14 protein-coding genes are annotated in these 12,074 nt (G+C 47.3%); 8 read left to right on the top strand and 6 right to left on the bottom strand.

What is annotated here, in order from left to right:
• Positions 1 to 54: 54 nt before the first annotated feature.
• A complete protein-coding gene (locus AADZ70_RS00545; RefSeq protein ID WP_016938379.1) occupies positions 55 to 159 on the bottom strand; it encodes a YhdX family protein in 105 nt (34 codons plus the stop codon).
• A 169-nt stretch (positions 160 to 328) separates the two neighbouring features.
• Between AADZ70_RS00545 and AADZ70_RS00540 the strand changes: the two genes are divergently transcribed.
• The 3 genes from AADZ70_RS00540 to crcB are packed head-to-tail and all read left to right on the top strand — an operon-like array spanning position 329 to position 1,792.
• A complete protein-coding gene (locus AADZ70_RS00540) occupies positions 329 to 1,039 on the top strand; it encodes a glycerophosphodiester phosphodiesterase family protein (protein ID WP_095241009.1) in 711 nt (236 codons plus the stop codon).
• Between the two features lies 1 nt (position 1,040).
• Positions 1,041 to 1,436 carry a CrcB family protein gene (locus AADZ70_RS00535; protein WP_047476669.1) on the top strand — a complete coding sequence of 132 codons (396 nt, stop codon included), beginning with the start codon at positions 1,041 to 1,043 and terminating at the stop codon, positions 1,434 to 1,436.
• Entirely contained in the window at positions 1,433 to 1,792 is a 360-nt protein-coding gene (gene crcB, locus AADZ70_RS00530) for a fluoride efflux transporter CrcB (RefSeq protein ID WP_045927082.1), read from the top strand. The genes AADZ70_RS00535 and crcB overlap by 4 nt, the downstream gene beginning before the upstream one ends.
• Positions 1,793 to 1,805: 13 nt before the next feature.
• Here the strand turns inward: crcB and AADZ70_RS00525 are convergent, their stop codons facing one another.
• The 3 genes from AADZ70_RS00525 to AADZ70_RS00515 all read right to left on the bottom strand — a co-directional run bounded on the left by AADZ70_RS00525 (position 1,806) and on the right by AADZ70_RS00515 (position 5,887).
• The gene (locus AADZ70_RS00525) at positions 1,806 to 3,194 is read right to left on the bottom strand and encodes a hemolysin family protein (protein WP_188153854.1); all 1,389 of its coding nucleotides are present in this window, start codon (positions 3,192 to 3,194) and stop codon (positions 1,806 to 1,808) included.
• A gap of 231 nt (positions 3,195 to 3,425) precedes the next feature.
• On the bottom strand, positions 3,426 to 4,670 hold the full coding sequence (locus tag AADZ70_RS00520) for a beta-ketoacyl synthase N-terminal-like domain-containing protein (protein ID WP_342007528.1): 1,245 nt from the start codon (positions 4,668 to 4,670) through the stop codon (positions 3,426 to 3,428).
• Positions 4,671 to 4,702: 32 nt separating this feature from the next.
• The gene (locus tag AADZ70_RS00515) at positions 4,703 to 5,887 is read right to left on the bottom strand and encodes a pyridoxal phosphate-dependent aminotransferase (protein ID WP_342007527.1); all 1,185 of its coding nucleotides are present in this window, start codon (positions 5,885 to 5,887) and stop codon (positions 4,703 to 4,705) included.
• Positions 5,888 to 6,065: 178 nt separating this feature from the next.
• On the opposite strand from AADZ70_RS00515, the gene AADZ70_RS00510 reads away from it, so the two are divergent.
• Positions 6,066 to 6,491 carry a MerR family transcriptional regulator gene (locus AADZ70_RS00510; RefSeq protein ID WP_342007526.1) on the top strand — a complete coding sequence of 142 codons (426 nt, stop codon included), beginning with the start codon at positions 6,066 to 6,068 and terminating at the stop codon, positions 6,489 to 6,491.
• Between the two features lie 61 nt (positions 6,492 to 6,552).
• Positions 6,553 to 7,887 carry a hemolysin family protein gene (locus AADZ70_RS00505; protein WP_016938387.1) on the top strand — a complete coding sequence of 445 codons (1,335 nt, stop codon included), beginning with the start codon at positions 6,553 to 6,555 and terminating at the stop codon, positions 7,885 to 7,887.
• Positions 7,888 to 7,932: 45 nt separating this feature from the next.
• On the opposite strand, the gene AADZ70_RS00500 is transcribed toward AADZ70_RS00505, so the two are convergent.
• Positions 7,933 to 8,532, bottom strand: a complete 600-nt coding sequence (locus AADZ70_RS00500) for a 1-acylglycerol-3-phosphate O-acyltransferase (RefSeq protein WP_045927079.1) — start codon at positions 8,530 to 8,532, stop codon at positions 7,933 to 7,935.
• A gap of 238 nt (positions 8,533 to 8,770) precedes the next feature.
• Between AADZ70_RS00500 and sigM the strand changes: the two genes are divergently transcribed.
• From sigM to AADZ70_RS00485, 3 genes are read left to right on the top strand one after another with little or no spacing between them, the layout of a single operon-like run.
• Positions 8,771 to 9,262 (top strand): RNA polymerase sigma factor SigM, encoded by a 492-nt coding sequence (gene sigM, locus AADZ70_RS00495; protein ID WP_003155312.1) that lies wholly within the window; start codon positions 8,771 to 8,773, stop codon positions 9,260 to 9,262.
• The gene (locus tag AADZ70_RS00490) at positions 9,255 to 10,328 is read left to right on the top strand and encodes an anti-sigma factor (protein ID WP_016938389.1); all 1,074 of its coding nucleotides are present in this window, start codon (positions 9,255 to 9,257) and stop codon (positions 10,326 to 10,328) included. The genes sigM and AADZ70_RS00490 overlap by 8 nt, the downstream gene beginning before the upstream one ends.
• Complete coding sequence (locus AADZ70_RS00485; protein WP_003155315.1) at positions 10,316 to 10,606, top strand: anti-sigma-M factor; 291 nt, start codon at positions 10,316 to 10,318, stop codon at positions 10,604 to 10,606. The genes AADZ70_RS00490 and AADZ70_RS00485 overlap by 13 nt, the downstream gene beginning before the upstream one ends.
• A gap of 40 nt (positions 10,607 to 10,646) precedes the next feature.
• Here the strand turns inward: AADZ70_RS00485 and AADZ70_RS00480 are convergent, their stop codons facing one another.
• A complete protein-coding gene (locus AADZ70_RS00480; protein ID WP_342007525.1) occupies positions 10,647 to 12,002 on the bottom strand; it encodes a sodium-dependent transporter in 1,356 nt (451 codons plus the stop codon).
• Between the last annotated feature and the right edge of the window lie 72 nt (positions 12,003 to 12,074).

The raw sequence follows: 12,074 nt of genomic DNA, 5'->3' as shown, positions 1-12,074 counted from the left end.
CGGGGTTTTTCACAAATTCGTTCATCTTTCAGCCAGATACAACAGGGGCAGGCACTATTTCTTCTTCGATTGTGTCTGATTCAGGAGAGTCGCTTTTTGGATCTCAGCATCGGTTTCGGCTTTAATTCTTTCCTCCACTTTCAATCTCCCTTTTCCCATGATCTCGCCTCCTTTTTGCCATTATAAATCATCACTGCGGAATGTAAACCGAAAAAAGCACTATCTTTTTTCCAAAAAAATACTGTTTCGCACATTCACCAGTTTGAATCGCTGTGCATATATGAATTTGATATAATAACAGAAATGCCCATGAGGGGAGCTGACAAGCTTGTATACCATCGCTCATCGCGGCGCATCCGGTTATGCGCCCGAAAATACATTTGCGGCATTTGATATCGCTGCCGAAATGAACGCTGATTTCATTGAGCTTGACGTCCAGCTCACAAAAGACGGACACATTGTCGTCATACATGATGACAGAGTCGACCGGACGACGGACGGCTCTGGTTTTGTAAAAGATTTTACGCTGAAGCAGCTGCAATCCCTGGACGCCGGCAGCTGGTACGGGGCTGAGTTTAAAGGGGAACGGATTCCCCTGCTCGAAGAGGTCTTGAAGCGTTACCATTCTAAAATCGGATTTTTAATTGAACTGAAAGGGCACGCTTCTCAAGTCGGTCTTGAAAAAGCAGTCGGCCGGCTGTTAAGCAGGTTTTCCATGCATCATATCGTTCAATCTTTCAGCCTGAAGTCGATTCAGGCCTTTCATGATATGTATCCGTCCGTTCCGACTGCAATCATTGCCAGGCCCAGCTTCGGGAGGTTTTCCAGAAGCCAGCTGAACGCCTACAAATCAGCCGCACATTATGTCAATATTAAATATACCCGTCTGAATCGGTTCTTGATTTCCACCGCTCACAAACACGGCCTGAAAGTATTTGCCTGGACGGTCAGAAATCAAAAGACGGCCGAAAAGCTGCAAATGATGGAAGTTGACGGCATTGTAACTGATTTTCCGGATTTTATTTCTAAGGATGGCTGATATGAAACAATACATCGCAATTTTTATCGGAGGGGCGCTCGGCGCTTTGCTCCGCTTTGAAATGAGCACACACATTCACAGCCGGTCTTTCCCGGCGGCTGCTTTCCTCGAAAACGCGGCAGGAAGCCTTTTACTCGGTCTTATCACGGGTTATTTTCTCATTCGGGCTAAACGCCCTCTCCTGACCGCCTTTTTCGGAACCGGTTTTTGCGGAGGTTTCACGACGATGTCCACCTTCGCAAAAGAAACCGTCTTTTTGCTGCAATCGTCTCCCGCAACAGCTTTTTGTTATGCTGCCGCGACTTTATTCGCCGGTCTTGCCCTTGCATACGCCGGCATTTTCTGGGGACGGCGGATTGCGCTTCGCATCGCGGGAAGGGGGCATGATACGCCATGACGATTGTCTTGATGCTTATTGCAGCGGGAATCGGAGCGGTATTACGGTTTCTGCTGGGGCAAACCGTTTCAGAAAGGACAAAGGGTTTGCCGATTCCACTTGGAATGGCTGCAGTCAACCTGCTCGGCTCCTTCGGCCTCGGTATGTTCACCGGATTGGGTCTGGATAACCCTTCAGCCGGCATCATCATTGCGACAGGCTTTTTCGGTGCGTTTACGACCTTTTCCACCTTCAGTATTGAAGCCGTGCAGCTGATGATGAATAACCGCATAAAGGAAAGCCTGCTTTACATCGCAGTTTCAGCAGCCGGAAGCCTTTTGGTGTTCTGGTGCGGCTTCATTATCATTTCCATTTAAAAAAACCTTGAGCTTATTTTTCGCTCAAGGTTGCGTTATGAAGCATGACCGTTTCAGGCACGGGCAGCGGGCGGTTTATTGTCCCCTGACCGCCCGGGCGGCCCTGTTCTTCTTTTAATTCAAGCTGTTTAATAAACCGGCCGTCCATTTCTAAGATAAGGGCAGTGTATCCCCCAATCTGTATCGACTCACCCGCACAAATATCAATATTCCGCTTCAGCACAAGGCCGCCGATCGTGTCGACTTCCTCTTCAATCTCTGCGCCGAGCAGATGATTCACCTGATCGATCCGAACCTTTCCGTCCAGAACATAATGACGTTCGGACAGCTTTTGAATCAGCGGCTGTTCATCTTCATCAAATTCGTCTCTGATATCGCCGACGATTTCTTCAAGGATGTCTTCAGTCGTCACAAGACCGGACGTCCCGCCGTATTCATCAGACAATATCGCCAGATGAATCCGCTCTCTTTGCATTTTTATCAGCAGGTCGTGTATCGGAATCGTCTCAATGACTTCAATGACCGGGCGGACGTAAGACGTGATGGATACTTCAGCTTTTTCATCTTCTGTCATAAACAGCAGATCTGAAAAAAGATGCTTCGTATTGATCATGCCGATGACGCTGTCTTTGTCCCCGTCTGTTACGGGCCATCGCGTATACTTGTCTTTCAGCATCATATCAAGCATTTCCTGCACGGTCATATCAGTGGAAACAGCGGCGATTTCTTTTCTCGGAATCATGATTTCCCTGGCGATCCGATTATCAAATTCAAAAATTTTATTCACAAATGTATATTCGGACGGATTGATTTCTCCGTTTTTTAAACTTTCTGACAGCAGGATCCGCAGCTCTTCTTCAGAATGGGAGCCTTCATGCTCAGATGCCGGCTTTAATCCGGCCAGACCGGTTAAAATCCTCGCGGAGCCGTTTAAGACCCAAATAAACGGGAACATGAACACGTAAAATAACCGAAGCGGCCCTGCAATCCATAGCGTCAGCTTTTCCGCTTTTTGAATCGCAACCGTTTTAGGCGCAAGCTCACCGACGACGACATGTAAAAACGTAATCAGCCCATACGCCGCAGCAAAAGCAATCACATGCTCAGCAGAATCCGGCAGCCCCATACTCTGTAACACAGGATGAAGCATCCGCTCAAATGCAGGCTCTCCCAGTACACCGAGCCCGATAGATGTCAGTGTAATGCCGAGCTGCGAGGCGGATAAATACTCATCAAGATCCGTAATGATACGCTTTGCGAGCACTGCCCGTCTGTTCCCTTCTGAGATGAGCTGATCGATTCTGGATCTCCTCACTCTGACGATCGCAAATTCACTCGCCACGAAAAACGCCGTTAACGCAATGAGCACACCGATTAAAATCAAACTGTCAATATCGTCCATTTCACCTTATCCCGAATTGAAGGATAAGGACGTCACCTCCTGGTTTCATCGTTTTTTCTTAAGCGAGAGGAACGAAATGGGCGATTGACTACACAGAGGGCCCCATCCTGCCACCTCCTAAGTCAAAGCATGATTGTCATTTGTATATTTTATTGTATCATAACTCCATTCTTTCATCATTTTCAGATTTTTCATCATATAAAAAACAGCCTTCAAAAAAGAAGACTGCCGTTATCTGCTTCGGAAATGATTTTCTAAACAAAGCGCCGTATTAATCCCCCCGAATCCCATGCTTAAGCTCAACGCATGACGTACGGTATGGGCGCTCGGCCCGTCGGTCACCCACTGAAATGAATCGTCAATCGGCTCCGTTAAATTGCGGGTCGGATGAAGCTTGGATTCCCGCATCTGCAATAGTGCGGCAATGATTTCCACCGTTCCGGCCGCACTCAGGCCGTGTCCGGTAATCGATTTTGTTGCATTAATCCGCGCGTGGGCCAGACCGCTTTCAGAAAGCGCCCGGCACTCAGTTTTATCTCCGATCGGCGAACCGGTGCCGTGGGGATTGATGTAATCAATTTCTTTTGCTGAAAGACCGGCCCGCTCCAGCGCCTGGCGGATCACCGTCATTTCGCCCTCTGCTGAAGGATTCGGGTTGCGGTTCGCATCAGAAGCCATCCCCCAGCCCTTTAAGCCGGCCCACGAACACGCGCCCCTCTGTTCGGCAGATTCAGCGCGTTCCAGCACAATCGCCCCGCATGCTTCTCCGAATATAAAACCGTCCGTATGCCGGTCAAACGGTCGGCAGGCGGCTTCAGGATGTTCAGCGAATTGATCAGTGCCCATTGCTCCCAATGACCGGAGAGCGTGACACTCCATATACGACAGATCGGCCAGCGCACCGATCACGATACAGCGGTCAAACAGGCCTCCATTGATTCCTTGGACAGCTTGGATAACCGCCGCCTGGCCGCTTGCCGACGCGCCGCCGACCGTAAAGGCCGGCCCTTTTATCCCGAATTGCTCGGTGCAAAGCCCTGATAGATCAGTATCCATAAAAGAAAGCCCGTACACCGGATTTACAAATTGCGGCGTTTCGCCGTTTTTCTCAAAGGTCTGCAGCAGTTCGCGCTGCGTCGTATTCGAGCCGCCGACGATCAGACCGGTGCGGCTGTGATCAGCACCGTCTAATTGAGCGTCATGCCACGCTTCATATAAAGCGATAAGCGCCGCCTTCCCTGATAATGCGGCCCTTCGGTACAAGCGTTTGGACAGCGCATCCGGCGGCGTTAATTCGGTAAGCTCCGCGCCGATAAACGAACTGCCCTTCTGCCGGCCGGGGCGTTTCATCACATCAAAAGCGTGCCGCCCTTCCATAAGCGCATCAAGAAACGCCTCTTTGCCCTGTCCGACCGCGGTTAAAACCCCGACTCCTGTAATGCTGATGTCTGACGTGCCAACACTTCTCCTCGACATTTGCCCGTTCTCCCATCTTTATGTATTGGAAGCTATGAAGAAAAATCTTGATACAGCGCTTTGAAAATGTCCCGCGACTGTCTGATCTGTTCTATAGGCACGCTGAAAGATAGGCGGAAATAGCCGCTTCTTCCAAATCCGCTGCCAGGTACGATCAATAGTTTGTATTTCTGTGCGGCATGCATGCAGAATGCCACCTCGTCTTCAATCGGTGATTTAGGAAAGACGAAAAAGCCTCCCTTCGGCATTTCAAATTCGAAGCCGGCTTCTGTGAGGATGTCCACCATAAGGTCTCTGCGCTTACGGTAAGGTTCAGCGTCAATCGAAAGAACATCCATTTTCGCCACGGCGCGCTGCATCATGACCGGAGCGTTCACAAAGCCGAGCGTCCGGTTGCAGAAAACGAACGCATCCGTCAGAAGATCCCCCTCAGGCATTTGGGCGTCAACTGCGATATACCCAAGCCTTTCCCCCGCAATGCCGAGATCTTTACTGAACGAACTGACTAAAATCACGCGGTGATACGCCTGAAACGGATTCGCCTGCTCTTCGCCGTAGATCAGCTGGCTGTATGGTTCGTCAAATAAAATAAAGATGCTTTGTCCGTTCCGTTCCTCGGCTTCTTTTAATAAGGCGCCCAATTCATTAAGATTTTTCTGGCTCAGCACCGTTCCCGTCGGATTATGCGGCGTATTGACGATCAGCCCTTTCGTACGGGGAGTGATCGCTTCTCTCACCGCTTCAATATCAATCTCAAATGAGTCAGTCAGCGGACAGATGACGGGTCTGCCGCGGTAATTTTCAACATACGCTTTGTATTCCGCAAAATAAGGCGCCAGAAGGATGACTTCTTCCTCCGGGTTCAATATGCTCTTGAGCGCAACATTCAGCGCTCCGCCGGCTCCGACCGTCATCACTGTATGTCTGGCAGAAATTTCAGTCTGGAACCGCTCTGACAAAAAGCCCGCAACTTTCTCTCTCGCCTCCGGAAGCCCTTGGTTTTGTATATATCCGTGCCGTCCTGTTTCAGCCGCTTCGCAAAGCGCCTTTTTAAATGTTTCCGGAGGCTCACAAACCGGATTTCCTATAGAAAAGTCAAACACCTTATCGGCGCCGAATTCTTTTTTCAGTCGCGCGCCTTCATCAAATAGTTTGCGTATCCATGATCCTTTCTCCAGATTTTCTGTCACTTCCCGTGATAAACCGCCCATTGTCATCTGTCCCTTCTGTCTTTTTCTGCCGTTTCTATTTACAATGATTATGAAAGATTTACATAGCGCAGTCAACGCTTTTTCAGGATCATGCCGCCCGGATTCAAGAGAAAGACGGAAAACAATAAACTTGTGCAAACTCCCCTTCATATATTAAACTATTCTCATAACTATAACGTGATGGTTGGGGAGGGATTTAGATGGGGCTGAGACTTATCGCATCAGTGAATTAGCAGAGCTTGCCGGTGTAACGAAACGCACGGTGGATTACTACACAAACCTCGGGCTTTTAAAGCCTGGCAGGTCTTGTTCAAACTATCGTTACTACGATACACTTGCACTCAACCGGTTAAAGTTTATAGTCGCTTGTAAAAAGCAGCGATTGGCCCTGTCTGATATAAAAGACCGACTGGAGAACCAGTTTCCCTCTTCAGCCTTGCCTGACGATATTGGAAATCTGGCATCGGAAATTGATCACATGAATCAAAACATCTCCGGGATCTTGCATCGGTTTGAAAGGCTTGAACCAGAGGAGCGCGCACAGCTGAAAAAAAAGCTGGCTCCTGAAAAGCTTGCAGTGCTTCAATCATTTATGCTGCTGTTAAGTTAAACCATTATCTTACTAACAGGAGGTGTTACCTTCATCTTCCCAAAAGGAGTGAAGGTTCTAATTGGACATTGTGAATTTGATTTTAGTCGCGGTTTTAATCGCGCTGACGGCATTTTTCGTAGCATCTGAGTTTGCGATAATCAGAATCAGAGGCTCACGGGTTGACCAGCTTATAGCAGAAGGAAATAAAGCCGCAATCGGTGTCAAAAAAGTGACCACGCATTTAGATGAGTATTTATCAGCGTGCCAGCTCGGCATAACATTGACTTCAATTGGTCTTGGTGTCTTAGGCGAATCAACGATTGAACGCCTGCTTCATCCGCTTTTCACAAAGATAAATGTACCAAGCTCACTATCGCACATTATTTCATTTATTCTCGCCTACGCGGTCATTACGTTTTTACACGTGGTCGTCGGAGAATTAGCGCCGAAAACAGTCGCCATCCAAAAAGCGGAAGCCGTTTCGATGCTGTTTTCAAAACCGCTCATTTGGTTTTACCGCATCATGTTCCCGTTTATCTGGCTTCTGAACAACTCCGCCCGTCTTTTAACGAAGATGTTCGGCCTGGAGCCGGTGTCAGAAAACGAGCTTGCCCACTCTGAAGAAGAGCTGCGCATCATTTTATCGGAAAGCTATAAAAGCGGTGAAATCAACCAGTCTGAATTTAAATACGTGAACAAAATCTTTGAATTTGACGACAGACTTGCAAAAGAAATCATGATTCCGCGTACGGAAATCGTCAGTCTGCCGCATGATATCAAAATTTCTGAAATGATGGACATCATTCAGATTGAAAAATATACCCGTTACCCTGTCGAAGAGGGTGACAAAGATAATATTATCGGCGTCATTAACATTAAAGAAGTGCTGACCGCCTGCATCAGCGGCGAGGTATCAGTCGACTCGCCGATTACTGAATTTGTCAATCCGATCATCCATGTAATTGAGTCGGCACCGATTCACGACCTGCTTGTGAAAATGCAGAAGGAGCGGGTTCATATGGCGATTCTGTCGGACGAATACGGCGGAACCGCGGGACTTGTCACCGTTGAAGACATCATCGAAGAAATCGTCGGGGAAATCCGTGATGAATTTGATATAGATGAAATCAACGAAATCCGCAAACTCGGCGACGGTCATTACATGCTTGACGGTAAGGTTCTGATTGATCAAGTGAACGAACTGCTCGGCATCCATTTAGAAAATGACGAAGTCGACACTATCGGCGGCTGGTTCCTTACACAGAAATACGACGTCGAACAATACGACTCGATTATCGAAGAAGGCTGTGAATTTATTATTAATGAAATTGACGGCCATCACGTCGCATATATCGAAGTAAAAAAACTGGCGTTTGATGAACTGCTGGAAACCGCTGAACAAAAAGAAGCATAACCAAAAAAAGCTTGCGCGTCTGATACAGACGGCAAGCTTTTTTGTTTACATTTGTTCCAGTTTTTTCTCAAGGTCTTTAATTCTGGCATTCAGCTCTTCTGTCATGGCCGCAAGCCTCTCCTTCGGCGCAAGGTCGGCAAAGTCCTCTAAAAAAATCGGCTTGCCGATGATAAGCCGCATTTTTCCCTTTTTAAACAGTTCTTTTCCCGCAGACGGTCCGCTGTATGCGGCCGGAACGAGCGGCGCTTTCCCCATTTGGGCGATAGTCACGGCTCCTCTTTTCAGCGGGACGTCTTCAGAAGTTCTCGTGCCGCTTGGAAAAATCCCGACAATCTTCCCTTCCTTCAGAAGCTTAATCGGCGTTTTAATGCTGCTCGGACCCGGATTTTCACGATCAACCGGAAACGCGTGAATCTTCTTCAAAAAACTTCCGATCCACTTTTTCTGAAACAGCTCTTTTTTCGCCATATAATGAATCTGATGAGGCAATATTCCGACTCCGAGCGTAAGGACGTCCACCCAGCCCGCATGCGTGCACGCGATAACGAATCCTTTATCAGACGGAAGATTCTCTTTATTGTATACTTTGACTCCTCCGCGCAGAGAAAGAATGAATTTGATGGCATTTGCACAAAACTTATACATAACGCACTTCCTTTGTTGTAATGATCAAAAGTGTTCTCTCTCTATTATAACAATATTTTTTATTACCTGGTACTAATAAATATATTTTTCCTCCGCCGATCTCTATCTTTTATGACGGATTTTGGGTACTATAGAGAAATGGTGTTTGATGAGGTGAAAATGAAATTAAGCCGTTTGCATGGAACGTGCAACTTTAAACCTTTCTTATGCGTGTATAACATAGAGGGGAGAAAAGGCAGTGACGATCGATGAAATTTACCAAATGTATATGAATGATGTTTACCGGTTCCTGCTCTCCATGACTAAAGACAAGCATCTCGCTGAAGATTTGCTGCAGGAAACCTTTATGAGGGCATACATACACATTCACTCCTACGACCACAGCAAAGTAAAGCCATGGCTTTTTCAAGTGGCGAGAAATGCGTTTATAGATTATGTCAGAAAACATAAGAAGGAAGTGACCATTTCCGATGACTTAATTGGGAGCCTTTTTCAGACGGCTGTGCAAAGCCCGGCTCATCAGATTGAAATCAAGGAAGTGCTGACAGGGTATATGTCCGAACTTCCCGACAATTATCGGGAGGCCTTAACACTGTATTATTTAAAAGAACTGAATTACAAAGAAGCATCCCATATTATGAATATTTCAGAGGCTAATTTTAAAAGTGTTTTATTTCGTGCCAGACAGCGGCTGAAAGCACTTTATAATAGAGGTGTTAATGATGAATGAAGAATTTAAAAAGCGTTTTTACCAATACAAAAATGGAGAAATGAGCGACCGGGAAATGGCCGCCTTTGAAGAAGAACTGGAAAAGCTGGAAGTCTATCAGGAGCTGATTGAAAGCGAAATGCAGGACGACCGGGAATGGGACGTCGGCATCAGCCCGGAAAAACAGAAGGCCATTTTATCATACGGAAAACGCAAATCGTATTTGCGGATTTCGGTTCTCGCCGTCATCTCCACTTTAATGATTTTGCCGCTTTGCACTTTAGGAAGCTACCTCTATTACGGTTTGGGAGGAAAAGAAAGCACCGGTAATCAATTAATGGAGACCGCTGCCGTGACGGTGGCGACCACAATGCCGAACGTCCTCGTCGATACCTCCGGGCTGAAAAGCCAGGTGAAGCTGTTTGGAATGAATACGGAATTTCCGCTGCAAAAGCAGATCGGCACAAAAACGAAATCCGTCGGCGGAGAACGGATTGAAATGTTTTTAGATACGGTCAAATCGCCTGCCGTTAACTACTATGATTTAGACGCGGCACAGGCAAAGCATTATTTCGCCCATCCTTCCGGCTTAAAGAAGCGTACGGTCGACAAAGCCGGACAGACGTTAAAAAAATTGCCTGAAGGCAGCGTGGCTGAGGTCTATCTTTCTTATGACCGCGCCTACCCTTCTTCCCAAGTATATTCAGCCTTTAAAAAATACGATGTGAAGTTTTTATGGAACGCGGTCGAAACGGAGAAAAATCTGAAAGACAGTCCTTATGCCGAGCCGTTAGGATTTCCCGGGAAAGATTCTAAGATGGCTTCCTCTTTTGAAGCGCAGGGACAGACAGACCGAGAACAATTCACCAGCGCTCTTGAATTTATGTCCCGCCATAAAAAATGGGCGCATGCGATATCGAAACGCAAAGACATGAACCTGAGCAGCAGAATAGACTATGTCGAACATCACGGAATGAATGTATACGGCTCTGTCGTGACGGGGCCGACAAAAGAAATCGAACGTCTGCTGAAAAACAAAACAGTAAAAGCAGCAAACATCGGTGAGGTGGAATTATGGAATTGGTAAGAATTTTTAAAGAGCATAATGTTTTCGGCTGGATATCAGTCGGTACCGCGATTTTGTCGCTGCTGCTGTTGAACGTGGCAATCATCAGCAATGTAACTTTCTATTCTTATCAGATGCTGCCGTTTGCGATGGCCGCCGTGCCGTTCGGCATCATTGAGCTGTTTATTAAAAAAGGCCGGACGGGCCCGGGGCTGCTCGGCGTCATCCTCAACCTTTTCGTCATTGTCTGTGTATATACGATCGTTGCCGTTGATACGAATCTGCAATTCGGTTTTTAACCATAAAATAAAAACAGGCCCTTTGACAGGGCCTGTTTTTTTAAAATGAAAGAACGCCGATTAAATGCAGCAATACGACAATGATAGCCAGCGGCACAAGATATTTCAAAAGGAAATACCACAGCTGAAAGAAACGATAGCCGACGGCGGAACCGCTTTTCATCTCGGCGAACAGCTCCCGCTTCGGTATTTTCAGCGGGATGAAGATTGATATTAATAAAGCGCCGAGCGGAATCAGCACATTGCTCACTGTGAAATCCGCCAGATCAAAAAACGTTTTTCCGAACAAATGAACATCACTGAGAACACCGTATGATAAACACGACGGAATTCCGACTAAGAAAATGAGCAGACCGCTTGTCCACGACAGCTTCTTCCTTTTCGTTTCATCACCTTTCCCTACAGTCGCCACGATAATTTCCACCATCGAAAAGGCCGAAGTCAGTGCGGCAAAGAAAAAGACCGCCAGAAAGCTGATGAAAAACAGCGTGCCGAACGGCAGCCGGTCAAACACAGCCGGCAGTACGGTAAACAGCAGTGTAGGCCCTTCATCCGGTTTAAAGCCGAACGAAAAAACCGCCGGAAAAATGGCCAGTCCCGCAAACAGCGTGACGAGCACATTCATGATAACAATGGAACCCGCCGATCCCGGAAGGTTTTGGTTTTTCGGCAGATACGAACTGTACGTCACCATGACCGATACGCCGAGCGTTAATGTAAAAAACGCCTGTCCTAAAGCATAAAGAATGGATTCCGGCGTCAAATCTTCAAAGTGCGGAACCAATAAAAATTTAATTCCCTCAACGGCATGATCAAGCGTGACAGAACGCAGCACAAGCAGCAGAAACAGCACGAATAAAATCGGCATCAGCACCGCACTGACACGTTCAATCCCTTTCTGCACGCCTTTTGCGACGACCGCTACCGTCATGATCATAAATACCAGCTGCGCGGCGAGAGTCTGGAGCGGATTTTCAATGACCGTCCCGAATACCGTGCCGTACTGCTCCTGAGTGAGCCCGGATAAAGAACCGGTAACGGCTTTCAGCACATAGAGCAAAATCCACCCGCCGACAACACTGTAAAAAGACAAAACTAAAAAACAGGCCGCCACACCCACATAACCCGTAAGGTGCCATACCGACTTCGGCGCGGCTTGTTTGTAGGCATCAATCGCATTTGTCTGGCTCCGCCTTCCGAAAATAAATTCACCGAGCAAAAGCGGATAGCCTAAAAGCACGGTAAAGAGGACGAATACAAGAAAAAAAGCGCCTCCCCCGTTCGTACCCGCTACGTAAGGGAACTTCCAAATGGCTCCCAGGCCGATCGCCGAACCGGCGGCGGCCATAATAAATCCTATTTTTGAGGCCCATTGAACCCTTTTTTGGTCAGACACCACTTTCCACTTCCCTTCCGCCCTATATTATCCCTTATTCGCCGCGATAACTTAAGCCCATTTCAATATGTT

The organism is Bacillus sp. YBsi01, assembly GCF_038406745.1.
GTDB lineage: Bacteria > Bacillota > Bacilli > Bacillales > Bacillaceae > Bacillus > Bacillus siamensis.
This window is presented reverse-complemented; position numbering and strand designations above follow the sequence as displayed.

Coding starts and splice junctions, on each gene's coding strand:
- AADZ70_RS00545 (WP_016938379.1), bottom strand. CDS start 159: ATGGGAAAAGGGAGATTGAAAGTGGAGGAAAGAATTAAAGCCGAAACC.
- AADZ70_RS00485 (WP_003155315.1), top strand. CDS start 10,316: ATGGAATTGGTAAGAATTTTTAAAGAGCATAATGTTTTCGGCTGGATA.
- AADZ70_RS00500 (WP_045927079.1), bottom strand. CDS start 8,532: ATGTATAAGTTTTGTGCAAATGCCATCAAATTCATTCTTTCTCTGCGC.
- AADZ70_RS00515 (WP_342007527.1), bottom strand. CDS start 5,887: ATGACAATGGGCGGTTTATCACGGGAAGTGACAGAAAATCTGGAGAAA.
- AADZ70_RS00490 (WP_016938389.1), top strand. CDS start 9,255: ATGAATGAAGAATTTAAAAAGCGTTTTTACCAATACAAAAATGGAGAA.
- crcB (WP_045927082.1), top strand. CDS start 1,433: ATGACGATTGTCTTGATGCTTATTGCAGCGGGAATCGGAGCGGTATTA.
- AADZ70_RS00535 (WP_047476669.1), top strand. CDS start 1,041: ATGAAACAATACATCGCAATTTTTATCGGAGGGGCGCTCGGCGCTTTG.
- AADZ70_RS00520 (WP_342007528.1), bottom strand. CDS start 4,670: ATGTCGAGGAGAAGTGTTGGCACGTCAGACATCAGCATTACAGGAGTC.
- AADZ70_RS00525 (WP_188153854.1), bottom strand. CDS start 3,194: ATGGACGATATTGACAGTTTGATTTTAATCGGTGTGCTCATTGCGTTA.